The organism is Pseudomonas sp. CH235 (assembly GCF_004368175.1).
Lineage (GTDB): Bacteria > Pseudomonadota > Gammaproteobacteria > Pseudomonadales > Pseudomonadaceae > Aquipseudomonas > Aquipseudomonas paraglycinae.
Genome location: NZ_RRZJ01000003.1, coordinates 144,550 through 170,010, shown reverse-complemented (window position 1 = coordinate 170,010; position 25,461 = coordinate 144,550). Strand labels below are relative to the sequence as shown.

Below are 25,461 nucleotides of genomic sequence, written 5' to 3'. Positions count from 1 at the left end.
TTCAGGGGCTTTTTTGTGGGCATTGAAAAAGTCAGCGCCATAAAAAGGGCCGATCAGTTTCGCAACTGATCGGCCCTTTTCATTCAACTACAACGGTCAGACGTGCTCGCTGCTCTTGGCATGTACCTTCGGCACGCCGTGACCGTGATCCGCATCCGGATCGATCACCGGCACTTCATTGCCGTCGCAGTCATGCAGTTTGCCGTCGCTGAAGTAGTCGCCTTCACGCAACGCTGCCAGATCGCGATAACGCAGGGTCCGCTCTTCTGCCGCCGCAAACACCGACTGCTGATCCGAGTTGCCCGCCGTGAAGTGGTTGAATGCCAGGTTCAGCAGGATCGCCATGATTGCCGACGAGCTGATGCCCGAATGGAAAATGGTCGCGAACCAGCTCGGGAAGTGATCATAGAAGTTCGGTGCGGCAATCGGGATCATGCCGAAGCCGATCGAGGTGGCGACGATGATCAGGTTGACGTTGTTGCGATAATCGACCTTGGACAGCGTGCGGATACCGCTCGCCGCCACGGTGCCGAACAGCACGATACCGGCACCACCGAGTACCGAGGTCGGCACCGCTGCGATGACCCGGCCCATGAACGGCAGCAGGCCGAGGATCACCAGGAAGATACCGCCGGTCGCCACCACATAGCGGCTCTTGATCCCGGTCACCGCCACCAGCCCGACGTTCTGGGCGAAGGCGCTTTGGGTGAACGAGCCGAAGATCGGTGCAAACATGCTCGACAGCATGTCCGCCCGCAGGCCGTTGCCCAGGCGTTTGGAGTCGACCTTGGTGCCGATGATTTCACCGACCGCCAGAATGTCCGCCGAGGTTTCCACCAGGGTCACCATGACCACGATGCACATCGACAGGATCGCGGCGAAGTGGAAGGTCGGCATGCCGAAATGGAACGGCGTCGGGAAGCCGAACATCGGGCCCTGGGTGACGTTGGAGAAATCCGCCATGCCGAGGAACACCGCCAGCACCGTGCCGATCACCATGGCCAACAGGATCGACAGACGCGAGATGGTGGAACTGCCAACCTTGCTCAGCAGCAACACCAGCACCAGCGTGACCGCCGCCAGACCGATGTTCTGCATGCTGCCGAAGTCAGGCGCGTGGCTGTTACCGCCCATGGCCCAGCGTGCGGCCACCGGCATCAGCGTCAGGCCGATGGTAGTGATCACGATGCCGGTAACAAGCGGAGGAAAGAACTTGGTGATTCGCGAAAAAACCGGCGTGATCAGCAAGCCGATCAGCGACGCCGCAATCACCGCGCCAAGCACCGACTGGAAGCCGCCCTCCCCGCCACTGCTGACAATCGCCACCATGGTGGCAACGCCGGAGAACGACACGCCCTGCACCAGCGGCAACTGACAGCCGAAAAACGGTAAACCCAGGGTTTGCAGCAACGTGGCCAGCCCCCCCGCAAACAATGAAGCAGCAATCAACAGACCGATGTCCGCCGGCGAAAGCCCGGCGGCCTGACCGATGATCAGTGGCACCGCGACGATACCGCCATACATGGTCAGAACGTGTTGCAGGCCGTAAGCCATATTCGCGCCGACCCCGAGATTCTCGTCCTCGGGCCGTTGGTGTGAAACATGGGGCGTTTTCATGGTGGGGGAGTTCCCTGGTTTTTGTTATGCGCACACTGTATGCAAGAGTTAGGACAAATGTCCATAGACTTGTATACAACTTATCAGTCACATAATGGTTAGCTAGCCACCCAACCTTCTATCTCGCTGCTTTCATCCCACAAATTCGGCAACACATCCCCAATCGATTCCACGCTTTATCCGCCCAAGCTGAAGTGTTCATGGCAACCGACGGCGCGGTCGCGTTCTTTTTATACATATAAAGTATGCATAATGAAGTCATTCAAGATTCGGTCCGATAAAAGCAAGAATGCTGCCAACGCATTCGAGCCCAGCGAGCGATGGCAACTTTGTGCAGAGGTGATCAATGAAAGATGAATACAATTTCAGCGACGGTAAACGCGGCGCCATTGCTCCCACCAAGGGTAAAACGCGCATCACCATCATGCTCGATGACGCGGTGATCGAAGCCGCGCGCGAGGTCGCTGAAAGCGAGGGGTTTGGCTATCAGACGGTCATCAACAACACCCTGCGCCACGCATTGCTTAACAGCCGTGGCGCTACCGAGGAACTCGAACATTCCAGCGGGCCATTCAAGCAAGGCATCACCGCCACCGACCTCAAGAGCCTTGAGAAAAAACTGTCGGCGGCCGTGAACGAGATCCGGCGGGTACTGGAACCGGACGTCAAACCGTAGCGTTCAAACTGGCTGAATCAAGCGCGCCAGAGCCTCTCGTGCACCGGGCTGGTGCGGCAAGTGCAGGCCGAACTCCCGTTCCAGCAATTCGATCAGTTCATCGACATCCGTCACTTCACGCCGCTCGCTCTCGGCGCCCATGCGATGGATCGCGAAACTGCCGTTGTTCAGTGTGCGCCGCCAGCCGTCGCCGGTACGCGCAACCATCAGGCGCTGGGCAAATGGCGAGTCCGGGTGGGTCGAGACGTACCAGTTGCCGAGGGTGTAATCGATGTCTTCCTGGCGTTGCAGGTCGAACAGATACATCGGCCGCCATTCGCCAGCAACCTTGGCCCGCAGCATGTAGCCATCCGCCTGCACTTCGATGCGATACGGTTCATGCGGCGTGGATTGCTCGGCGTCGGTATCGAGCACCAGCGGTGCGGTCGGCACCATGCCACCGAAGCCGACGTCGGTGATGTAACGCACGTCGTCAATGGTCACCAGGCTCAAGCGGTGAGTGCGCGCCGTCCAGCTGCCCTCGGGCTGATTCATGACCACGCGCCCGCTGATCCCCCGCGCATCGAACCCCAGCTCCAACAGCAACGCCAGAAACAGATTGTTCAGCTCGTAGCAGTAACCGCCCCGGGCGTCATTCAAAACTTTTCGCTCGATGGACGGCAGATCGATCAGGACGGGTTCGCCACTGAGCGTCGACAGGTTTTCGAAAGGAAAGGCGCCGGTGTGGCGCAATTGCAACGAGCGCAGGGTTTCAAGGGTCGGTGCCGGGGGCGCATCGAATCCCAGGCGTTGCAGGTACTGTTTCAGATTCGTCAGGCGTGGCTCGCTCATGGCTGGGTCCTTCTGCATGGGGGCGCGGATCGTTCCGCCGATGGTCGCCATGTATACGGGATCCGGGCATCGAATCGACAATTGAATTAACCAATCACCTGCTAGCGCCTTTTACGCGAATCGATGCGAATCCACGTCGGCGCGTGGTCGCTGGCATGCGGTTCGTTGCGCACCCAGGCATCCACACCGGCCTCGTGCAGATAAGGGCTCAGCTTTGGATTGAGCAGCAGATGGTCGATCCGCAGCCCGGAGTTCTTCTGCCAGTGTTGGCGGAAATAATCCCAGAAGGTGTACAGCCGATCTTCGGGATACAGATGCCGCAAAGAGTCCGTCCAACCCTGATCCAGCAGGCGCTGATAGCACTCGCGGCTCTCCGGTTGCAACAACGCATCCTTGAGCCACGAACGGGTGTTGTAGATATCCAGATCGGTAGGCACCACGTTGTAATCGCCGGCCAGTACCACCGGATGATCGCTGCTTTGCAAATCCCGGGCGTATTTGATCAGGCGTTCGAACCAGGCCAGTTTGTAGTCGAACTTCGGCCCCGGTTGCGGGTTGCCATTGGGCAGGTACAGGCACCCCACCAGCACTCCATGCACCGCCGCTTCGAGGTAGCGGCTGTGTTTATCGTCGGGATCGCCGGGCAGGCCGCGCCGGCTCTCCAGCGGTTGCGCATCGCGGGCAAGAATCGCCACGCCGTTCCATGACGCCTGTCCGTGCCAGATGGCGCCATAACCGGCGGCCTCCAGATCGGCGGCAGGAAACGCGCTGTCCACCAGTTTCAGCTCCTGCAAGCAGGCGATGTCCGGCTGCTCGCGCCTGAGCCATTCCAGCAGGTTCGGCAGTCGGGCCCGCAGGCCGTTGACGTTGAACGTGGCAATGCGCATTTTTTTCATCGTGCGAATTCCTGCCATTGACCGATAAAAACTGTGACATCCACCCACCGCGACGGTTGCGTCGGATCCATCCCGTACGGCGTAATAAGCCCTCGCCCGATCGCCGAGAATCCCCACATGCAAACCACGCTGCAAGGTCAGGGCATCATCCTGCGCCCGCTTCAATACTCCGACGCCGATGCCCTGCTCCGCGCTGCCGCCGACGGTGAACTGTGGAATCTCACGGTCACCGTGGTGCCGTCAGCCTCTACCGTCGACGCTTACCTGAAGAAAGCCCTCGACGGCCGTGAGGCTGGGACGGTCATGCCGTTTGTCATCGTGCTGAAGGAAACCGGCGAAGTGATCGGCTCGACCCGGTTCTGGAAGATCGACCCGCTCAACCGCAAGCTGGAGATCGGCAGCAGCTGGATCTCGGCACGCTTTCAGAAGACCTTCGTCAACACCGAGGCCAAGTACCTGATGCTGCGCCACGCCTTCGAGGTGCTCGATTGCGTGCGCGTGCAGTTCACCACCGACGAAAACAACCAGAAATCGCGTAATGCGATCCTGCGGCTCGGCGCGCAACAGGAAGGCATCGTCCGCCACGAACGCATCATGCCGGACGGCCGCAAGCGCAACTCGGTGCGCTTCAGCATCATCGATGACGAATGGCCGCAAGTACGCCTGAACCTGGAACGCAAACTGGCGGATTACGGCCTGCACTGAACGGTCAGACGCGATTGCGCAGCCATTGCAGGAAACCTTTCTTCGGCGCAGTTACCGGCGTTTCTTCGGTCAGGGATTGCGCCTTGTGCAGACGGAAATCGAGCAGCGCCTGCATCGCGTCGTTGATGTCGTGACGGGCGTCCAGGCACGGCTTGAGATAAGACTTCTCGATGCGGTACAGCGCGCAGAAAGTCTTGGCGGAGAAGTCGGCCGGCAATGATGTATCGGACAGAATCCCCGCCTCGCCGATCACTTCGCCCGGGCCCATCCGCCCGGACTCGAACGGTGTGCCGTGGCGTTTGAGCGTCACCGAGACCACGCCGGACTCGATGATGAACAGGTGATCGCTGACCTCGCCGCCCGCGAGGATCACCTCGCCGGCACGGAAAGTCTGCAGGGTCATGTTCTGGCTGAAGGTTTCCTTCTCCTCCTGACGCAGCGTGGAGAAAATCGGCGAGCTGTCGAGCAACGCCCGTGGCCTTGAGAGATTGCTCGGCACGCCAGGCTCATCGCTCGACAGCAGATTGACCCCGGACGCTTGCAGGTGTCGGTACGCCAGGTCGAACAGCTGATTGCGCACCACACGTTTTTCACTCATCGAGGCGACAAACCCGCTGATTTCATATTCGGTGCCGGCACTGCTGGAGTTCTTCAGCGCAACGCTCGGCGCGGGGCTCTCCAGCAATTGGCGGCAACCCTGCATCGCCCGCTCCAGGGCATCAATCACCGAGCTGGGCCGAGCATGGGGACTGACCTGCACGCTGACGGCAACCCCGAACATATTGCTCGGCCGGCTGAAGTTGATGATCTTGGCCTTGGCCGCCAGCGAGTTGGGAATCACCGCCATGCTGCCCTGACTGGTTTGCAGCCGCGTGGCGCGCCAGTCGATGTCGGTGACCCGGCCTTCGGTGCCGTCGATGGAGATCCAGTCATCCAGTTGATAAGGCTTGGTGGTGTTGAGCACGATCCCGGAAAACACGTCACTCAAGGTGCTCTGCAACGCCAGACCGACGATGATCGCCAGCGCCCCGGAGGTTGCCAGCACGCCTTTGACCGGCAGGTCCAGCACGTAGGCAAGCGCCGCGATGATTGCGATCAGGAAAATCACCGCACCGAGCAGATCCTGCAACAACCGCCCGGTGTGCCCGACCCGCTGCATCATCACCGCGCCGATCAACACCGTCAGGGTCCGCGCGCCGAACAGCCACCAGCCAATCTGCAACCCGGTCGCCGCCAGGTGCAACGGCACGTTGTCGGCCCACGGCGCAGGCTCCATCGGATTGAGCCCTTCGTTGAACAGCAAAATGCTGAACAGGGCAAAAATCAGTACCCGCACCAACAGTTTCCACGAACTGCCGTGGGAGCTGATCAGACGCCACAGACCGAGATCGATCAGGATCAGGATCAAGGCGCAAAACAACGGATGATCGGTGAGCAGAGACAGCATCAAACAACTCCGACAGGGGCCAGTCGCGAGAAGATCGCACAGATTGGGCTCAGTGTAGGAGTAATTGATTTGGCGGGATGAGCGCCACCGAACGCGCTCGAAAAAAACCGGCAGGCGCACGTGGCACCTGCCGGGATTTTCAGCCGTGCATCTGGCCGAAACGGCCGGACTGGAAGTCGGCGAAAGCCTGATGGATTTCCTGCTCGGTGTTCATCACGAACGGGCCGTGGCCGACGATCGGCTCGTCGATCGGCTCGCCGCTGAGCAGCAGCACTACCGCGTCCTGGCTGGCTTCGAGGGTGATGCGATCGCCATCACGCTCGAACAGCGCCAACTGCCCTTCGCGCATCGTCTCCACACCGTTGATCTGTACCGAACCCTTTAACACCACCAGTGCGGTGTTGCGGCCTTCGTGCAGATCGAGCGAGAGCAACTTGCCGGTGTTCAGCCGCAGATCCCACACATCGATAGGCGTGAACGTGCGGGATGGCCCCTTGTGACCGTCGAACTCACCGGCGATCAGACGCAGGCTGCCGGCGTCATCCTTGAGCGCGATATTCGGAATCTCACTGTCCAGAATGGTCTGGTAACCCGGCGCGGCCATTTTGTCCTTGGCCGGCAGATTCACCCACAGCTGCACCATTTCCAGGTTGCCGCCGGTTCGAGCGAAGTTTTCCGAATGGAATTCCTCATGCAGGATTCCGGAAGCCGCCGTCATCCATTGCACATCGCCCGGGCCGATGGTGCCGCCGCTGCCGGTGGAATCGCGGTGCTGCACTTCGCCTTCGTAAACGATGGTCACGGTCTCGAAGCCACGGTGCGGATGCTGACCCACGCCACGGCGTTCGGTGGTCGGGGTAAATTGCGCCGGGCCGGCGTGGTCCAGCAGCAGGAACGGACTGATGTGCTTGCCCAGGTTGTCGTAGGAAAACAGGGTACGCACCGGAAACCCATCGCCGACCCAGTGGCCGCGAGGGCTGGTGTAGAGACCGATCAGGTTTTTCATGGTGGACTCCGTCATCAGGTTGATCATGGAACGATCATAAATTCACCACGTATTTAGTACTAGTCAGCCAAAACCGTCCTCATCGTTCTATTGGTGGAACGATACCGATTGCGGTGATTCGTGACTTCCAGTCAACAGTACTTTGCCCCGACAGCGGTTTTTCCCAAGGAATCAGACGCGGATACTTCTGCCCATTCCCACTGCAACCCTGGAGTTCCTGCATGTCTGTTCCCGCATTCGGTCTTGGTACGTTTCGCCTGCAAGGTCAGGTGGTCATCAATTCGGTGAGCACTGCCCTTGAGCTCGGTTACCGGGTCATCGACACCGCTCAGATCTACGAAAACGAAGCCGACGTTGGCGAGGCCATCGCTGCCAGCGGCATCGCCCGCCAAGAGCTGTTCATCACCAGCAAGATCTGGATCGCCAACTTCGCCAAGGATCGCTTGATCGAAAGCCTAAAGGAGAGCCTGCAAAAGCTGCAGACCGATTACCTCGACCTTACGCTGATCCACTGGCCGTCGCCGGAAGATCAGGTGCCGGTCGAAGAATTCATGGGCGCGCTGATGGAAGCCAAACGCCTGGGCCTGACCCGGCAGATCGGCGTGTCCAACTTCACCATCGACCTGATGAAACAGGCGATCGCTGCGGTCGGCGCGGAAAATATCGCTACCAATCAGATCGAATTGCACCCGTACCTGCAAAACCGCAAGGTCGTGGAATTCGCCCAGAGTCAGGGCATCCAGATCACGTCGTACATGACCCTGGCCTATGGCGAAGTGTTGAAGGATCCGCTGATCGTGCAGATCGCCGAGCGTCTGCAAGCCACCCCGGCGCAGGTCACCCTCGCGTGGGCGATGCAATCGGGTTACGCGGTGATTCCGTCGTCGACCAAACGCGCCAACCTGCAAGGCAACCTCGGCGCCACGGCGCTGACCCTGAGCGACGCCGACATGGCGCTGATCGCCACACTGGACCGGGGTCATCGCCTGACCAGCCCCAAAGGCATCGCGCCGCAGTGGGATTGACCGATCAGGCCTGAAGCTGCTGCGCGAGGTCGTGCATGGCCACGCGCAGCAATTCGATGGCGGTCGTCAATGCCGCTTCGGGCTCATCGTCACGGCAAGCCTGTTCGAGCACCCGACACGCCGAAACCACGCGTTCGGCACCGATCATGTGCGCCCCGCCTGTGACGTGATGCGCCAGATCACGCAAGACTTCGCGATCCCGACCTGATGCGTCCAGGCGCTTCAGGTCGATGCGCAGGCTGCTCAGCACCTCCTCACGCAACTGCCCGATCAGCGGGTTATCCGCACCCGCCAGTTGCAACAGCGCACTCAGATCGAATTCGGCCACTGCCGGATCGTCTACGCTCTCGACTGGCGCTCCCCCGGATGCGGCGGCCATCAGCGCCTGGCTCAATTCACGCAGCAGCACCGGCTTGAACAGGCAATCGTCCATCCCGGCCGCCCGGCATCGCTGCTTCTCTTCCATCTGCGCATTGGCGGTAAATCCGAGGATCAGACAAGGCGCCCTGCCCGTCGCGGCCTCTTCCTGACGCACCGCTCGCGTCAGCTCGTAACCGTTGAGCCCCGGCATGTTGCAGTCGGTGATCAGTGCATCGAAGGCGTGCCCGCGCCAAAGCGCCAGCCCCTCCTCACCGCCACCGGCGTCAACGGCACGATGCCCGAGTTCACTCAACTGCCGACACAGCAGCAGGCGATTCACCGGATGGTCATCCACCACCAGCACGCTCAGCGAATTAACCATCGTCGCCGCTGGCGCCGGCGCAGCCTCTTGCGCAAGCGGCGCCAGCACCGGCAGTTCCATTCGCAGCATGACCTGAGTGCCCCTTCTCGGTTCGCTGGTCATCCACAAATCACCGCCCATCATCCGGCACAGGTTGCGGCTGATCACCAGCCCCAGACCAGAACCGCCATGCGCCACAGACTGATGATCGCCGACCTGCACAAACGGGCGGAACAACCGCTGCTGATCCTCGGCGCTGATCCCTCGGCCACTGTCTTCGATGATCACGCCCGCTTCAATCAGCCCGTCCTGTTCGCCGAACACGCGCAGGCGCAGGCTCACCTCGCCGTCCTCGGTGAACTTGATTGCATTGCTCAGCAGGTTCGACAGCACTTGTTTGAACCGCAGGGGATCGAGCATCACCACGACGTTGCTGCGCTCATCCATTTCTACATGCCACAACAATTGTTTCTGCCGGGCCAGGCCTTCGAAAATCCGACACACCGACGCCACCACTTCATGCAGATTGACGCGCTCGGGGGCCAGCGACAGATGCCCGGACTCGATGCGTGCGATGTCGAGAATATCGCCGATCAATGCCAGCAGTTGCTGCCCGGCGCTGGACGCCACCTCGATCGCCTGGCGATCGGTCACGCCTTCATCGGCACGCTTGAGGGCCAGTTCGAGCATGCCGATCAGGGCGTTCATCGGTGTGCGGATTTCATGGCTCATGGTCGCCAGAAACGTGCTCTTGGCGCGATTGGCTTCATCGGCTGCGTCCTTGGCCTCCTGCAATTGCCGTAGCCATTGCTGGCGCTGGCGGATCTGCCGACGCTGAAAGCCGATCCAGCCCAACGCCAACAGCAACAGCCCTGCCGCCACTGCAAACCCGCGCAGTATTTGCATTTGATGACGCTGCCAGTAACTGTCTTGCAGCACCACGTTACGACTCCAACGCGCGACCAGTCCGTCGATTTCCTGGGGTGCGATGCTCAGCAGTGCCTTGTTCAGAATCGATTGCAGCTGCGGGGCCTCAAGCGACGTCGCCATGGCAACCCGCGCCGGCAAATCACCCAGCGTGGAGACAATCCGCAAACGATCGCGGTACTGGTGATCGATCTGGTAGCGCGCCACCAGCAACGAACTCAATGTCGCGTCAGCCTTGCCGTCGAGCAGCGCCTGCGTGCCGTCGGCCGGACTTGGCAACTCGATCAGGCGGATCTGCGGCACGTTCTCCAGCAGATAATCGTGCAACGGACTACGGCGATAAAGCGCCAGACGTTTACCCGCCATGTCGTCCAGACTGCGCGGAGCCTGCGCCTTCGAGTCGGTAATGAGCACAAAGGGGCTGTTCACGTACGACCGAGTGAACAGCATTGCAGTTTCGCGCTCGCGGCTCGGTGTCATCACCGGCAACAGGTCCAGCTCACCGCTTTTGAGCTGCTCGACCTGATGATCCAGAGTTTGACCGCGCACCACCTCGAAGGTCAGGCCGCTGCGCTGACTGATCAGGTTGAGCAATTGAGCGGCCAGACCACTGAAACGGCCATCGGCGTCAAAGTATGTCAGCGGGGCAAAATCATCGACAGCGCCGACCCGTATCACCGGATGCTGATCCAGCCATTGTTGCTCGCTGTCGCTCAGGCTCACCCGCGACTGCGCCGCCATGTCGGCGCGACCGGCGCTCCAGCGCAGCTCCATGGCCAGGCGCTGCTCCATGGGAATGGCCAGCAGGGCCTTGTCGACCAGACGTTTCAAACGCGGGTTGCTGCGGGCCAGGGCAAAGCCGAAAGGGTTGGCATCAAGGCCCGAAGGCCCGGCCAGTTGCAAATCGTTGTGAAAATGGGTGTTGATCAGGTAACTGGCGCTGATGAAGTCGCCCAGGTACAGATCATCCCGACCGAACGCGACAGCGCCGAGGGCATCGAGAATCGATCGATAACGCTGCAGGGAAGCTTGCGGGTAAGCCTCTTCGATGGTCGAGGCTGGCAGGTAGTCGTCCACCATGGCAATGCGCTTGCCAGCCAGATCGCCAGGCAACGGATTGTCGATCCGAGTGACCCACATCGGCTGATCTTCAGCGTAGGCACGGGACAGCATCAGGCGAGGATTAGCGTCTTCAAACTTGTTCGACGTGCCCAGAAGGTGCACTTTACCAGCCACGAGCGCAGCCATGGCGCTTGCGCGGTCGGGATAGCACCAGACTTCGACGCCGATGTTCAAAATCTGTGCAATCGCGTCGGCGTAATCGGCCGTAAGACCTTCCAGTTCATGGCGTTTGCGGGTCAACTCAAACGGCGGGTAATCCGGCCAGGAGGCGCCGATGCGCAATACCGGGTTGGCGCTCAGCCACTGTTTATCCTGCTCATCAAGGCGGACCTGCACGCCTTCCAGACGGGTGCGGGAGACTATTTCCAGCCTTTGCGCGCTAGTCGCCGCCTGCGCTGTGCCCGCAAGCAGCATCAGCAGCAGGACGCATCGCAAAAGGCTCATCATGGGGATCCTCTCAGAGCAAATGGTTGCGAATGGCAAACTCTCGCAGTACCACCGACGACTTGATCCCGAGCTTGAGCATCAAGCGGGTCTTGTAGGTGCTGATGGTTTTGTGACTTCGGTTCATATCCTCGGCAATCTGCTTGTTCGATATACCTCGCGCCAGCTCTATCAGGATTTGCAACTCGCGATCGGACAGCGACGCGATCAGCTTGCCTTCATCACTGTGCAACTCAGTCTGCCCTGCGGTGACGTTCGGCAAGTCCAGGAAATAGCTATAGCCCGCGCGGACAGCCTTGATCGCACTCTGCAGCTGCTGCAATTCGGCGGATTTGGTGACGAAGGCCATCGCACCGGCTCGCCGGCAACGCATCAGAAATTGATCGGGATTGGCAGTGGAAAAAACCACGACTTTACAGGACAGTCCGACTTTCTTTAGGTGCTCCAGCGTTTCCAGGCCACCCGGGCCTGGTAAGTTCAGATCGAGCACCATGAGATCCGGCTCGTATAAACGGACCAACGACACCACCTCACTACTGTCCGAGGTGACATAAACCGGCTTGTAGCCGAGCGACTCCAGAACCAGGCGAACGGCACTGACCACAACGGGATGATCATCGACGATCAATGCTGAACCCATGAACACTCCCGGGGCGAATACATGACATGACGCCACCGATCTTGCATGAACGGGACTATTGGTAGCTGCGCCACAACTGTTACACGCTGTGCACGTTGCTTCACCTGTCAGATCTGACAGTTGTGCGCCAGACCGATCTGTGATCGAACACGCGAAGAGCGCCCAAGCGATGCCTCGACTGAGGTCATCAACTGCTCGATGGCTCGGATGGATGGCAACGGCGCAGGACTGGTGATGATCTTTGCCCCGAATTGCCGGGGAACACCTGAAGAATCCGCCGGCTCACCATAGACCAGCGCCCGCCGGATTTGCGGATGGTCAAACAGGAAACCGCGAAGATCCGCGATCCCGACCGCCAGTTCGGCGTTGATCACCAGGACATCGAACGGCTGACAGCCGTAGTCGACCAGCGTCAGCAGTTCGGCAAGGTTTTGCACCGGTGCAATACGGTAGTAATCGAGGCCGTTGAACATTCGTTCGATCTTCATCCGCTGAAAATGCTGCAAGTCGGCGATCAGGATACGCAGGGTTTTGTCGGTCAACGTGGAGGTCCGGGTAGTCGCTTCAAGTGGCGGCAAGACTACCCAAGCGCCGAGGCGCACTCTGTAGGACTTTTCCGAAAAACACCGTCATTCATCCGCATTGAACGCTTTATTCCGTAGTGCTCGGACTCCAGAAAGCCTGCACCACCAGGCTTGAAGTGGAAATCCGCTTCACCAGTGCATCCAGCTCATCGCCGTCCACCGAAGTGGTCGCCAGCGTCGCTTCGATCTCGATTTCATCGGCCCCGAAGGCGTGCACATCGACGTCACTGGCCGGGTAGTTGCTGCGTTCGAGCTCGGCTTCAAGCAAGGCGAACACGGCCGTTTGCTGCGAACGCCGGGCGATGACGTAGACGATGTTGGTGACTTCCGCCGAGACCACATCGAGCGGCTGACGGTTGATGTTGTTGACGATCGGCCGCAGCAAGGTATTGGCGGCGAGCACGAACAAGGTGCCCAGCACCGCTTCGGCCAGCAGGTCGGCACCAGCGCAGGCGCCGACGGCCGCCGAGGTCCAGAGCGTGGCGGCGGTGTTGAGGCCGCGCACGTTGCCCTCTTCGCGCATGATCACCCCGGCACCGAGAAAGCCGATGCCGGAGACCACATACGCGACCACCCGGACCGCGCCTTCGGCACCGGCGAGACGGTTGGCCATGTCGACGAAAATCGCCGCGCCGACCGCCACCAGCACATTGGTGCGCAAGCCCGCCGTGCGTTGCCGGTACTGGCGCTCGAAGCCGATCAGGCCGCCGAGGATGAACGCCGCGCTGAGGCTGACCAAAGTGTCGAGCAATGAGGTGAGGTTGAGATTGTTGATCGCTTGCATGTCGAACTCCTTGAAACCGCCCCCCTTGCTCCCACAAGGGGGGAATCTTGCCTGTTACTGCCAGCCGAAGCGGCGGATGTAGAAGCCTTTGACGGCCTGGGTCAGTGCCATGTACGCCAGCAGGATCACCGGCAGGAACACGAAGTACATCGACGGCAGCGCCTGCAATTTGAAGTAGTGCGCCAGCGGCCCCATCGGCAGGAAGATGCCCACGGCCATGATGATTCCGGTCATCACCAGCAACGGCATGGCCGCGCGGCTTTGCAGGAACGGAATCTTCGGCGTGCGGATCATGTGCACGATCAGCGTCTGGGTCAGCAGCCCCACCACGAACCAGCCGGACTGGAACAGGGTCTGGTGATCCGGGGTGTTGGCATCGAACACGTACCACATCAAGGCGAACGTTGTGATGTCGAAGATCGAACTGATCGGACCGAAGAACAGCATGAAGCGCCCGACATCGCCCGGCTGCCAGCGTTGTGGCTGTTTCAGCATCTCGTCGTCGACGTTGTCGAACGGGATCGCAATCTGCGAAATGTCATACAGCAGGTTCTGCACCAGCAGGTGCATCGGCAGCATAGGCAGGAACGGAATGAACGCGCTGGCCACCAGCACCGAGAACACGTTGCCGAAGTTCGAGCTGGCGGTCATCTTGATGTACTTGAGCATGTTGGCGAAGGTCCGGCGCCCTTCCAGCACGCCCTCCTCCAGCACCATCAGGCTCTTCTCCAGCAGGATGATGTCGGCCGCTTCCTTGGCGATGTCCACTGCGCTGTCCACGGAAATCCCGATGTCTGCGGTGCGCAGCGCCGGGGCGTCGTTGATGCCGTCGCCCATGAACCCGACCACGTGACCATTACCCTTGAGGATGCGCACGATGCGTTCCTTGTGCGACGGCGTCAGCTTGGCGAACACATTGGTGGTTTCCACCGCCACCGCCAGTTCGGCGTCACTCATACGCTCGATGTCATTGCCCATCAGCAGGCCTTGCTGGGCCAGGCCCACTTCGCGGCAGATCTTGGCGGTCACCAGTTCGTTGTCGCCGGTCAGCACTTTTACCGCCACGCCGTGTTCGGCCAGGGCCTTCAGCGCTGGTGCGGTGCTTTCCTTCGGTGGATCGAGGAACGCCACATAACCGATCAGCGTCAGCCCCTGCTCGTCGCTCAGGCTGTAAGTGTCACGCCCCTCCGGCATCGACCGTGCTGCCACCGCTACCACACGCAAGCCTTCAGCGTTGAATGCTGCAGTGACCTGACGGATTTTCGCCAGCAATTCATCGCTCAAGGCTTCGTCGACTTCACCGTGACGAACCCGGCTGCACACCGACAGAATCTCCTCCACCGCGCCTTTGCAGATCAGTTGATGCGGCTGACCGCGTCCCTCGACGACCACCGACATGCGCCGGCGGTTGAAGTCGAACGGGATCTCGTCGACCTTGCGAAACGCCGTGCCGACCTTCAGCTCACGGTGGATTTCCACGTGTTCCAGCACCGCCACGTCGAGCAGGTTTTTCAGGCCGGTCTGGTAGTAGCTGTTGAGGTAAGCCATTTCCAGCACGTCATCGGAGTCTTCGCCCCAGACGTCGACATTGCGCGCCAGAAAGATCTTGTCCTGGGTCAGGGTGCCGGTCTTGTCGGTGCACAGCACGTCCATGGCGCCGAAGTTCTGGATCGCATCCAGGCGTTTGACGATGACTTTCTTGCGCGACAGGAACACCGCGCCCTTGGCCAGCGTCGAGGTGACGATCATCGGCAGCATTTCCGGGGTCAGGCCCACGGCAATCGACAACGCGAACAGCAGCGCTTCGGTCCAGTCGCCCTTGGTGAAACCGTTGATAAACAACACCAGCGGCGCCATGACGAACATGAAGCGGATCAGCAGCCAGCTGACTTTGTTCACCCCTTGCTGGAACGAAGTCACCGCACGATCCGTCGCCCCGACCCGCTGTGCCAGTGCACCGAAATAGGTGCTGTTGCCGGTGGTGAGAATCACCGCCACCGCCGTGCCGGACACCACGTTGGTGCCCATAAACAGAATGTTGTCGAGCTCCAGCGGATTGCGCGTGTCACGATCGGCCTGACGCGGGAATTTTTCCACCGGCATCGATTCGCCGGTCATCGCCGCCTGGCTGACGAACAGATCCTTGGCGCTGAGCACCCGGCAATCGGCAGGAATCATGTCGCCGGCCGAGAGCACGATCAGATCGCCGGGCACCAGTTGCTTGATCGGCAGTTCAGCACGCGGCGCATCCCGGCGCAGCACGGTGGCGGTGTTGCTGACCATCGCCTTGAGCGCGTCGGCGGCCTGGTTGGATTTGCTTTCCTGCCAGAAGCGCAGCAGCGTCGACAGCACCACCATCGAGAAAATCACGATGGCGGCCTTGAGGTCTTCGGTCAGCCACGAGATCACCGCCAACAGGGTCAGCAGCAGGTTGAACGGGTTTTTGTAGCAGTGCCACAGATGGGTCCACCATGGCAGCGGTTGCTCGTGTTCGACTTCGTTGAGGCCATGCTGCGCGCGCAGCACATCGACTTCGAAATCGGTCAGACCGTCGGTGTGGGTGCCGAGGTTCGACAGCAGCACGCCGCTGTCGCAATGGGCGGCGTCCACCAGTGTATTGGCGAGAGTCGGCGGCACTTCACGGCTGACCGTGGTGTCGTTGAGGGTTTCCAGCAAGGCCAGGCGACGGAAATGCCGGGCGATGTGGCGGGTCCGCAGGAAGCCTGCGAAAAATTCCTTGAGCGTAAGTTTCATGGCTGTTGCCCCTATGGTCAGCCGGGAAACCGTCGAGCAGGTACGTCCTCGTCTCGGGCACCGGAAAACCGGCACGGCAAGGCGTGGCGCGCCGGTCAGAAAAGACAGGCGTGTCGATAGGGCTGCAAATGACGACGATAAAGTCGACTTCACAGGCTTTTCAGTGTCGATGAGAAGGACGTCGGGACATGACCGGGACCGGTCATGATCGGGATGCCGCTGCTCGCTGTTCGGCGAGACAACGGCACAAAGGAATGCGCGTTATCTTGCCGAGAATCCGCCGGTTACAAGGACCGGCCGACAACTGTCACTCGAACAAGTACCCACTGTGGGTCTCCGCTATTGATGAAAACGCGCGAAGCTTACGCCCCGATGTCTGGAGAGTAAACCCGCAAAAGGAAGTGTGTCGGGGAATGTGGCGGGTGTTCAGGAAGGGTTCAGGATTGCCCCCGAGATCGCCGAGATCGTTCCCACGCTCTGCGTGGGAATGCAGCCGGGGACGCTCTGCGCCCCATTGGAACGCGGAGCGTCCCTTGAGGCATTCCCACGCAGAGCGTGGGAACGATCAGTGTGGAGGCTGAAAGGATACTTAGCTGGCAGTCGCCAGCAACAAGTCCATCACCGAACGGCTGTGCCCGCGGTTCTTGCCATGCTCATACAGCGAGCCGGCAATCTCGTCCGCGCGGATCGGCAGGATCGACAGCAGCGTATCGCTCAGACCGTGGCTGGCCTGGCAGAAGCCCTGCATGTACAGACCGGCCTTGCAGCGCTCGTCGGTGATCAGCCGGTAATTGCGGTCGACCTCGAAATCGCCCAGGTATTCCTCCAGCGGCGCCAGCAGTTTGCGATGCATCTGACGCTCGTAACCGGTGGCCAGAACGACCGCGTCGTAGGCACGCACGGTGACTTCGCCGGTGGCGTTGTTGTGCACGGTCAGTTCGATACCGCGCTCGGTGGCGGTGGCTTTCTCGACCGTGGTCAGAGTGCGGAACGCATGGCGCGCAACACCGGAAACCTTCTGGCGATAGAAGATGCCGTAGATGCGCTCGATCAGGTCGATGTCGACCACCGAGTAGTTGGTGTTGTGGTACTCGTTGACCAGACGCTCACGCTCGCTGCTCTTCTGCTGGAAGATCAGGTCGGTGAATTCCGGCGAGAACACTTCGTTGACGAACGGGCTGTCGTCCGCCGGTTTCAGGGCCGAGCCGCGCAGGATCATGTCGACCTGCACCGACGGGAACGAATCGTTCAAGTCGATGAAGGCTTCCGCCGCGCTCTGGCCGCCACCGATGATCGCGATGCTCATCGGCTGGTTGTTGTTGCACGGCTGCTTGGCCATCTCGGCCAGGTATTGCGAGTGATGGAACACCCGACCGTCGCCCTTCAGTGCCTTGAACGCCTCGGGAATGCGCGGCGTACCACCGGCGCTGACCACCACCGAACGCGCGGTGCGCACGAATTGCTGGCCTTCGGTATCACGGGAAATCACCCGCAGCGCTTCGACCTGATGGTTGTGCAGCACCGGCTCGATGGTCAGCACTTCTTCGCCGTAGCGGCTCTGCTCGGTGAACTGCGCGGCGACCCAGCGCAGGTAGTCGTTGTACTCCATGCGGCACGGGTAGAAGGTGCCGAGGTTGATGAAGTCAACCAGGCGACCGTGGTGCTTGAGGTAGTTGACGAACGAGTACGGGCTGGTCGGATTGCGCAGGGTCACCAGATCCTTGAGGAAGGAAATCTGCAACTCGCTCTGGGTCGACAGGGTGTTGCCGTGCCAGCTGTAGTTGGGTTGTTTGTCGAGAAACAGAACATCCAGTTCCCCCTGGGTCGGGCCGCGCTCCTGCAGAGCGATGGCCAGCGCCAGGTTCGAAGGGCCGAAACCGACGCCGATCAGGTCGTGAACGATGGGCGATGCAATTGCCTGTGTCATTTCCAGTGTCCTCTGGACGAAAAGCCTGAGTGACCTGACCGGCCTTGAGCAGGACAGCAGATCGTCTGTTGAGTAGGAACGAGGACAGTGAAATAAAATTTAACGACGACGGCTCAATGGGCGTCCCATTGTTTGATGCGCAGGCGGCAATGCTTCATGGCGTTGACGATGTGCTTTTCCACCAGAGCCTTGGAAATCCCTAGGTGTTCGGCAATCTCGGGGTGCGACAGACCTTCGATCTTGCGCAGCAGAAAACTTTCGCGGCACAGCGGCGAAAGTTCTGCCAGGGCACGCTGAAGCATCTCCAGGCGCTGACTGTGGTCGAAGGTACTGTGAGGGGACGGAGTGAAATAGCGTTCTTCGCTGTCGAGCACATCCAGTGATTCAACCTGACGCAGGGCATTGCGCCGATGGTCGTCGATTACCAGATTGAGCGCGGTGCGGTAGAGGAAAGCCCGGGGTTGCTCGATCGGCGTGTCGCTGGAGCGCTCCAGCACCCGCACATAAGCGTCATGCACCACATCTTCGGCGACCTGGCGGTTGCCGAGCTTGGCGTTCAGGAAACACACCAATTCGCGATAGTAGTTTTCCAACATGACTCCCGGCCGCGTGGGGTGCGGTTTCTGTCCTTGAGCCCGATCCTGACCGCCCAGTGGGCAGTAGCAAGATAGTGGCAACTTGAGGGGCGTAATTTATAGTAATTCTCATATAGATTTAAAGTAGTGATTCTCTTCACCAGACAAATAGTCCTGCCGGGCAACCTGTAACTTCGTGTGTGAGCACTTAAATTCCCTTGCGCATTCATCGTTTACAGGACAGCTCCCCGTGTCTGTCGTGCCTTGCGACAGCGTTCAGCGACCCACCGAACCTGTTCACCTGCTGAACGACGGGCCGAATTCCACTGGCCGGAACCCTGCATGAAACGTCCCCGCCCCGCCCGACGCGCCCTGTTCGTTGCCCTTTGCCTGATCCCTGTCATCGCTGTTGCTGCATGGCAGGTGTTGCCGCCGGGCCGCGAGACCCTCGCCACCGTTCAAGTGACACGCGGCGATATCGAAAACAGCGTGACCGCACTCGGCACCCTGCAACCGAGGCGCTATGTGGATGTCGGTGCCCAGGCGTCCGGGCAGATCCAGAAAATTCATGTCGAGGCCGGCGATGTGGTCAAGGAAGGCCAGTTGCTGGTGGAAATCGACCCGTCCACGCAAAAGGCCAAGCTCGACGCAGGCCGGTTCTCCATCGAGAACCTCAAGGCGCAGTTGCAGGAGCAACGCGCCCAGCATGAGCTGGCGCAGCAAAAGTACCAGCGCCAGCAAAAACTCGCCGCCGGCGGCGCCACCCGCGAGGAAGACGTCCAGACCGCCCGGGCCGAAGTGCGCGCCACGCAGGCCCGCATCGACATGTTCCAGGCGCAGATCCGCCAGGCGCAGGCCAGTTTGCGCAGCGACGAAGCCGAGCTCGGTTACACACGCATCTATGCGCCGATGTCCGGCACGGTGGTGGCGGTAGGCGCCCGGGAAGGCCAGACACTCAACGCGCAACAGCAGACCCCGCTGATTCTGCGGATCGCGCGGCTCTCCCCGATGACCGTGTGGGCCGAGGTCTCCGAAGCCGACATCGGTCACGTCAAACCGGGCATGACCGCTTACTTCACCACCCTCAGCGGCGGCAGCCGTCGCTGGAGCAGTACCGTACGGCAGATTCTGCCGGTGCCGCCGCGCCCGCTCGAACAGAGCCAGGGCGCCAGCCCCACCAGCGGTCGCAGTGGCAGCGAACGGGTGGTGCTTTACACGGTATTGCTGGATGTCGATAACGCCGACAACACCCTGATGACCGACATGACCGCCCAGGTGTTCTTTGTTTCGCAGCAGGCACAGAACACCCTGACCGTGCCCACCGCCGCCCTGCAACACAGCGCTCGCGCGGACTGGCAACTGGCGCAGGTGGTCGCCGCCAATGGCGACGTCCAGTCCCGGGAAGTGCGCACCGGCATCCGCGACCGCTTGCGCACGCAGATCCTTGAAGGACTTGTCGAAGGCGATCATGTCCTGAGCAGCCCGGCCACTGGCAACGGAGGCTGAATGCAAACGCCCTTGATTGACCTGCGGCAGATCCGCAAAGCCTACGGCGGCGGCGACAGTCCGCGGGTGGAAGTGCTGCGCGGCATAGATCTGTCGATTCATGCCGGCGAATTCGTGGCGATCGTCGGCGCGTCCGGTTCCGGCAAATCGACACTGATGAACATCCTCGGCTGCCTCGACCGACCGACCAGCGGCGAATACCTGTTTGCCGGTGAAGAGGTCGCGCGGCTGGACACCGACGCTCTGGCCTGGCTGCGACGCGAGGCGTTCGGCTTCGTGTTTCAGGGCTATCACCTGATTCCGTCCGGTTCGGCCCAGGAAAACGTCGAAATGCCGGCCATCTACGCAGGCACACCGGCCGCCGAACGCCACGCCCGGGCCCATGCGTTGCTGACTCGCCTGGGCCTTGCCGGGCGCACCGCCAACCGCCCGCACCAACTCTCCGGCGGACAGCAGCAGCGGGTATCGATTGCCCGTGCGCTGATGAATGGCGGTCATATCATTCTCGCCGACGAACCCACCGGTGCGCTCGACAGCCACAGCGGCGCCGAAGTCATGACCCTGCTCGATGAACTGGCGGATCAGGGCCATGTGGTGATTCTCATCACCCACGACCGCGAAGTCGCGCAACGTGCCAAGCGCATCATCGAAATCCGTGACGGCCTGATCATCAGCGACACCGCCGATCCGTCATCGCCCCCCTCACCCGCCTCCGGGTCCGGTGCGTTGCAAGCTGTGGATCTGCGTGAGCGCCTGAACACCGGCAGCACCCAGACCGGCGCCTGGAAAGGCGAATTGGTGGACGCCGTGCAAGCGGCGTGGCGAGTGATGTGGGTCAACCGATTCCGCACCGCGCTGACCCTGCTGGGCATCGTCATCGGCGTCGCGTCCGTGGTGGTGATGCTGGCGGTGGGCGAAGGCAGCAAGCGCCAGGTAATGGCGCAAATGGGCGCCTTCGGCTCCAACATCATTTACCTCAGCGGCGCCGCCCCCAACCCGCGCACCCCACCGGGCATCATCACCCTCGATGACGTTGCCGAACTGGCCGCCCTGCCCCAGGTGGAGCGCATCATGCCGGTCAACGGCTCGACCGCCGGCGTGCGCTTCGGCAATGCCGACCACACCAGTTACGTGGGCGGCAATGACACCAATTTCCCGACCATTTTCAATTGGCCGGTGGTCCAGGGCAGCTACTTCACGCAAGCCGACGAGGACAGCGCCGCTGCCGTGGCGGTGATCGGCACCAAGGTTCGCGACAAACTGCTCAAGGATGTCGCCGATCCCGTCGGTCAATACATCCTGATCGAAAACGTACCGTTCCAGGTGCTCGGAGTCCTCGCTGAAAAAGGCTCCAGCTCCGGCGACTCGGACAGTGACAACCGGATCGCCGTGCCCTACTCCGCCGCCAGCATGCGCCTGTTCGGCAGCCGCAATCCCGAGTATGTGGTCATCGCCGCGCGGGACGCCCGCAAGGTCAAAGAGGCTGAGCAAGCCATCGAGCAATCGATGCTGAGCCGGCACAACGGCAAAAAGGATTTCGAGCTGACCAACAACGCCGCCATGATTCAGGCCGAGGCGCGAACCCAGGGCACGCTGTCGCTGATGCTCGGCGCGATCGCCGCCATTTCCCTGCTGGTGGGCGGCATCGGCGTGATGAACATCATGCTCATGACCGTGCGCGAGCGCACCCGGGAAATCGGCATCCGCATGGCCACCGGCGCCCGTCAGCGCGACATCCTGCGCCAGTTCCTGACCGAGGCAGTGATGCTCTCGGTGGTCGGCGGCGTTGCCGGGATCAGCCTGGCGATGCTGGTCGGCGGTGTGCTGCAAATCAGCGGCGTCGCCATGGCGTTCCAGTGGATCGCGGTGTTCGGCGCCTTCGGTTGCGCGCTGGCCACCGGTGTCATCTTCGGCTTCATGCCTGCCCGCAAGGCCGCCCGGCTCGATCCGGTCAAGGCCCTCACCAGTGAATGATCGACCTATGAAAGCCCACCTGACACTTCTCGCCGCCAGCGTTTTGCTGGCGGCGTGCGGCAGCCCCGCGCCACGACCCGACAGCGGCCTGCAACCACCGCCCGCCTGGCAATCGCCCGAACATCCCGGCGCCAGCCAAAGCGATCGACAATGGTGGACGCATTTCGGCAGCACGGAACTCGATCATCTGATCGAACAGGCCCGGCTGGGCAGCCATGACCTGGCCGCCGCCGTCGCCCGAGTGAGGCAGGCGCAGGCCAGCGCGACAATCGCCGGTGCGCCGCTGCTGCCCGAGGTCAAGGCCGGGCTGAATGCCAATCGCCAGAAACTCCTGCACGGCAAAGGCTACAGCCAGCTCGACGTGAACCCCGACAACCGCTCGCTGGATTACTACGACGCCGAGTTGAGCGCCAGTTACGAAATCGATTTCTGGGGCGGCAAACGCGCCGCCCGGGACAGCGCGGTGTTCGGCGTGCAGGCCAGCGAGTTCGATCGCTCGACGGTGGAACTGACCCTGCAAAGTGCCGTCGCCAACAGCTACACCCAGGCCCTGGCGCTGCGCGAACAGGCGCGGATCGCCGAACTCAATCTGACCAATGCGCAAAGCGTTCTGCATCTGGTGCAGACCCGCTACGACGCCGGCAGCGCCACCGCGCTGGAACTGGCCCAGCAGAAAAGCCTGGTCGCCGAACAACAGCGCAAACTGCCGCTGGTACAACAACAGGCCCGCGAGGCACTGATCACCCTGGCCGCGCTGCTCGGCCAACCGGTGCAGGAGTTGCCGATACCCCGACAGGCTTTCGCCCAACTGAAATGGCCGGACATCGCCAGCGGTGTGCCCAGCGATCTGCTGCAACGGCGCCCGGACATCGCCAGCGCCGAAGCCAGACTGGCCGCCGCCCAGGCCGATGTGACCGTCGCCCGCGCCGCCATGCTGCCCAAGGTCACGCTGACCGCCAGCCTCGGCACCGGCGCGGACCTCGCATCGAATCTGCTGCGCACGACCTTCTACAACCTGTCGTCAGGTCTGGTGGCACCGATCTTCAACAATGGCCGCCTGCGTGCCGAACGCGACAAGGCCACGGCGCGCCAGGAAGAATTGCTGGAGACCTATCGCGGCGCAATCATCAATGGCTTTGCGGACGTGGAAAAAGCCCTGACGAGCATTCGCGGCCTCGATGAACAGCGTCAATGGCAAGGCGAGGAACTGCGCCAGGCACAGACCGCGTTCGATATCGCCCAGAGCCGCTATCAGGCCGGCGCCGAGGATCTGCTGACGGTGTTGCAGACTCAACGCACGCTGTATGCCGCCCAGGACATGAACGTGCAGCTGCGGCTGTCACGCCTGCAGGCCAGCATCGCGCTGTACAAGGCGCTGGGCGGGGGTTGGCAAGTCATCTGAACAGCGCTTTGTTCAAGGCAAAAAAAATCGCAGCCCGACGCTGCGATTTTTTTTGCCTTCAGAGTTGTCGCCCCTTGACCTTCAGATGCCTGGCGTACCACGGCCGCTGCGGCACTTTGCGGAACAGGTCGGCCATGTTGTCTTCATCGCCGAACGTGATGCGCAATGCCAGCTTCATGGTTTCCGGATCCATCTCTACCGAGCGTCCTGCCTGAAGGCCGGGAACGGTGCTGCAACCATGGGTGTCGGGGCCGAGCCACGGATCATCGACCTCGACCCAGCGCCCCGGTGCAAACCATTGGACGCCATTGACTTGCAGGCGGCTCACTTCACCTGGATGAAAGCGTTCGTGAGCGCGATACCAGTCTTCGATGCGGTCGTCGATCCAGCCATGGAAACGCCAGAACACCGGGTTCACATGGGAGGAAAACGGATCGCCGAGAAAATCGTTTTCCGGGGCATACCAGCGCGCCGCGAAATCAGCCTGATCCCGGGCCATCGGCACCGGAATATCGTTGGACGGATCACGAGCCACCGATGCCCAGCGCATGTGCAGCCAGTCGTGCAGGCCCAGCTCGACTTCCGAGCCGAACTGGCCGAGCGTCAGCTTCGAGAGATAGCGCGGATCGGTGTACTGCGATTCCCAGACCTGGAAGTTGCTGTGGTAGGTCTCGGCCGTCTTGATGTCGCTGACCCACTGTGTGTATTCGTCATCGCCTTCCGTCAGCCAGGTCGGCGGCAAGGCATCGCCGTCGTGGTTGTCGAAGTAGCGGGCGAACCCCAGACGATCACGCTCGAGCTCCGGTTGCGGCGCGGGGAATTTCAACCAGGACGGCAAGTCCTGCATCGAACGGGCAGTGCCCAGCATGTGCCGGTGCATGAAGAAGAAGTCGATGCCCGAGCCGTTGCGATCCTTGCGCGGACCGCGCGCATCACGCTCGTTGTAACGCGGGCCGGGTTGCCAGCCGATGCCGCGCAACGCATCGCGTTTTTTCTCGGACAGTTTGTGCCACTTGTCCCGCGAGGCATGCCAGAGCTGGTGAAACAGGCGATGCTCAGGCGATACCAGCCACGCCAGCAAGGTCGGGTTCAGACCGGTTCGCTCACGCGCCTCGGGGAAACGACGCTTGATGGCGATGAAACGGTTATCGAGCTCCGGCAGACCCAACGGCCGATCCAGGCGCAGCACCTGCCCGGTGAAAGTGCCGCTGCCGGCATTGCCGAAGGCCGCCCAGACTTCGTCCAGTTTGACATCGAGCTCGTAGACCGCCGGCGCCTGTGGCTGGTCCGTGCGCATCAGACGCCAGTACAACTGCGCGCCATTGCCCGAGACCAGATCGCCAATGACGTCATAGCGGGGCAAACCGTCGTCCCGCAACCGCGCGCCGGTGTCGAGACAGCCGCGCAAGCCGCGCCCGCGCTGGGCAATATCGAGAAACAACTCCAGGCCTTCACGGGGCAGGCCGTCGAGTCCGGCATCGGCGCCTGTGAAACGGATGTCCCAGACACCGCGCAGGTTGTCGGCCAACTGCTGGCCGGCAGTGTCCGCCAGATCCACCGTGGCCTCGCCCGGCGTGATCGGCTCCTCCTCGCGGGTCAGCTCACGATGTGCATAAAAAGCGGCAGGCAGCGCAGCGCCCGTGAGTGCCATGCCCGCCATGAACCAGCGTCGAGAGATCGTCATTGCCCTACCTGTGTCAGCCATGAAGCAGGCTTTATCCAAGCTAGAACGTTTGCTGGTGCGGTAAATTTATCGCCTGCCCGAAAAGATCTACAAAGGCCCCGACCGCGTCCACGCGTTCTTTTGCCGCCTCGCTAAATTCTTTGCCTCCCCAGTCGTTCCTCCCAGATAGCAAAGGCCCCTGCGCCTGTACCTCGACGGCGAACCTGAATGAGAT

General features: G+C 61.3%; 19 protein-coding genes. 6 read left to right on the top strand and 13 right to left on the bottom strand.

The features are described from left to right. Positions 1 to 96: 96 nt before the first annotated feature. Positions 97 to 1,617 (bottom strand): nucleobase:cation symporter-2 family protein, encoded by a 1,521-nt coding sequence (locus tag EIY71_RS04610; RefSeq protein WP_085747843.1) that lies wholly within the window; start codon positions 1,615 to 1,617, stop codon positions 97 to 99. A gap of 346 nt (positions 1,618 to 1,963) precedes the next feature. Between EIY71_RS04610 and EIY71_RS04605 the strand changes: the two genes are divergently transcribed. Then, the gene (locus EIY71_RS04605; protein WP_085747844.1) at positions 1,964 to 2,293 is read left to right on the top strand and encodes a BrnA antitoxin family protein; all 330 of its coding nucleotides are present in this window, start codon (positions 1,964 to 1,966) and stop codon (positions 2,291 to 2,293) included. Between the two features lie 3 nt (positions 2,294 to 2,296). Here the strand turns inward: EIY71_RS04605 and EIY71_RS04600 are convergent, their stop codons facing one another. Together EIY71_RS04600 and EIY71_RS04595 are read right to left on the bottom strand one after the other, a co-directional pair. After that, positions 2,297 to 3,124 carry an arylamine N-acetyltransferase gene (locus EIY71_RS04600; RefSeq protein WP_134020704.1) on the bottom strand — a complete coding sequence of 276 codons (828 nt, stop codon included), beginning with the start codon at positions 3,122 to 3,124 and terminating at the stop codon, positions 2,297 to 2,299. 101 nt (positions 3,125 to 3,225) lie between these two features. Continuing rightward, the gene (locus EIY71_RS04595; protein ID WP_085747846.1) at positions 3,226 to 4,020 is read right to left on the bottom strand and encodes an exodeoxyribonuclease III; all 795 of its coding nucleotides are present in this window, start codon (positions 4,018 to 4,020) and stop codon (positions 3,226 to 3,228) included. Positions 4,021 to 4,137: 117 nt separating this feature from the next. On the opposite strand from EIY71_RS04595, the gene EIY71_RS04590 reads away from it, so the two are divergent. Next, a complete protein-coding gene (locus EIY71_RS04590; protein WP_134020701.1) occupies positions 4,138 to 4,725 on the top strand; it encodes a GNAT family N-acetyltransferase in 588 nt (195 codons plus the stop codon). 4 nt (positions 4,726 to 4,729) lie between these two features. Here EIY71_RS04590 and EIY71_RS04585 read toward each other — a convergent pair whose 3' ends face one another. Together EIY71_RS04585 and EIY71_RS04580 are read right to left on the bottom strand one after the other, a co-directional pair. After that, on the bottom strand, positions 4,730 to 6,172 hold the full coding sequence (locus EIY71_RS04585; protein WP_134020698.1) for a mechanosensitive ion channel family protein: 1,443 nt from the start codon (positions 6,170 to 6,172) through the stop codon (positions 4,730 to 4,732). 139 nt (positions 6,173 to 6,311) lie between these two features. Then, positions 6,312 to 7,178, bottom strand: coding sequence for a pirin family protein (locus EIY71_RS04580; protein ID WP_134020695.1), 867 nt, complete (start codon positions 7,176 to 7,178; stop codon positions 6,312 to 6,314). A gap of 221 nt (positions 7,179 to 7,399) precedes the next feature. Between EIY71_RS04580 and dkgB the strand changes: the two genes are divergently transcribed. After that, a complete protein-coding gene (gene dkgB, locus EIY71_RS04575; protein ID WP_134020692.1) occupies positions 7,400 to 8,203 on the top strand; it encodes a 2,5-didehydrogluconate reductase DkgB in 804 nt (267 codons plus the stop codon). 4 nt (positions 8,204 to 8,207) lie between these two features. Here dkgB and EIY71_RS04570 read toward each other — a convergent pair whose 3' ends face one another. From EIY71_RS04570 to EIY71_RS04540, 7 genes are all read right to left on the bottom strand, one after another. Continuing rightward, positions 8,208 to 11,420 carry an ATP-binding protein gene (locus EIY71_RS04570; RefSeq protein WP_134020689.1) on the bottom strand — a complete coding sequence of 1,071 codons (3,213 nt, stop codon included), beginning with the start codon at positions 11,418 to 11,420 and terminating at the stop codon, positions 8,208 to 8,210. A 10-nt stretch (positions 11,421 to 11,430) separates the two neighbouring features. Further along, entirely contained in the window at positions 11,431 to 12,057 is a 627-nt protein-coding gene (locus tag EIY71_RS04565; RefSeq protein ID WP_085747851.1) for a response regulator transcription factor, read from the bottom strand. 107 nt (positions 12,058 to 12,164) lie between these two features. Next, entirely contained in the window at positions 12,165 to 12,599 is a 435-nt protein-coding gene (locus tag EIY71_RS04560) for a chemotaxis protein CheY (RefSeq protein WP_085747852.1), read from the bottom strand. A gap of 109 nt (positions 12,600 to 12,708) precedes the next feature. Beyond that, positions 12,709 to 13,425 carry an MgtC/SapB family protein gene (locus EIY71_RS04555; RefSeq protein ID WP_085607898.1) on the bottom strand — a complete coding sequence of 239 codons (717 nt, stop codon included), beginning with the start codon at positions 13,423 to 13,425 and terminating at the stop codon, positions 12,709 to 12,711. Between the two features lie 54 nt (positions 13,426 to 13,479). Beyond that, complete coding sequence (mgtA, locus tag EIY71_RS04550; RefSeq protein ID WP_134020686.1) at positions 13,480 to 16,179, bottom strand: magnesium-translocating P-type ATPase; 2,700 nt, start codon at positions 16,177 to 16,179, stop codon at positions 13,480 to 13,482. Positions 16,180 to 16,768: 589 nt separating this feature from the next. After that, complete coding sequence (locus tag EIY71_RS04545; protein ID WP_102717682.1) at positions 16,769 to 18,106, bottom strand: lysine N(6)-hydroxylase/L-ornithine N(5)-oxygenase family protein; 1,338 nt, start codon at positions 18,104 to 18,106, stop codon at positions 16,769 to 16,771. Between the two features lie 113 nt (positions 18,107 to 18,219). After that, a complete protein-coding gene (locus tag EIY71_RS04540; RefSeq protein ID WP_085747855.1) occupies positions 18,220 to 18,702 on the bottom strand; it encodes a sigma-70 family RNA polymerase sigma factor in 483 nt (160 codons plus the stop codon). Between the two features lie 321 nt (positions 18,703 to 19,023). Here EIY71_RS04540 and EIY71_RS04535 point away from each other — a divergent pair, with 321 nt between their 5' ends. From EIY71_RS04535 to EIY71_RS04525, 3 genes are read left to right on the top strand one after another with little or no spacing between them, the layout of a single operon-like run. Further along, the gene (locus EIY71_RS04535; protein ID WP_085747856.1) at positions 19,024 to 20,187 is read left to right on the top strand and encodes an efflux RND transporter periplasmic adaptor subunit; all 1,164 of its coding nucleotides are present in this window, start codon (positions 19,024 to 19,026) and stop codon (positions 20,185 to 20,187) included. Further along, on the top strand, positions 20,188 to 22,161 hold the full coding sequence (locus EIY71_RS04530) for a MacB family efflux pump subunit (protein ID WP_134020683.1): 1,974 nt from the start codon (positions 20,188 to 20,190) through the stop codon (positions 22,159 to 22,161). It begins immediately after the preceding gene. A 7-nt stretch (positions 22,162 to 22,168) separates the two neighbouring features. Further along, a complete protein-coding gene (locus EIY71_RS04525; protein ID WP_134020680.1) occupies positions 22,169 to 23,563 on the top strand; it encodes an efflux transporter outer membrane subunit in 1,395 nt (464 codons plus the stop codon). A 58-nt stretch (positions 23,564 to 23,621) separates the two neighbouring features. On the opposite strand, the gene EIY71_RS04520 is transcribed toward EIY71_RS04525, so the two are convergent. Further along, on the bottom strand, positions 23,622 to 25,247 hold the full coding sequence (locus EIY71_RS04520) for a PvdJ/PvdD/PvdP-like protein (protein ID WP_134020677.1): 1,626 nt from the start codon (positions 25,245 to 25,247) through the stop codon (positions 23,622 to 23,624). Positions 25,248 to 25,461: the final 214 nt, after the last annotated feature.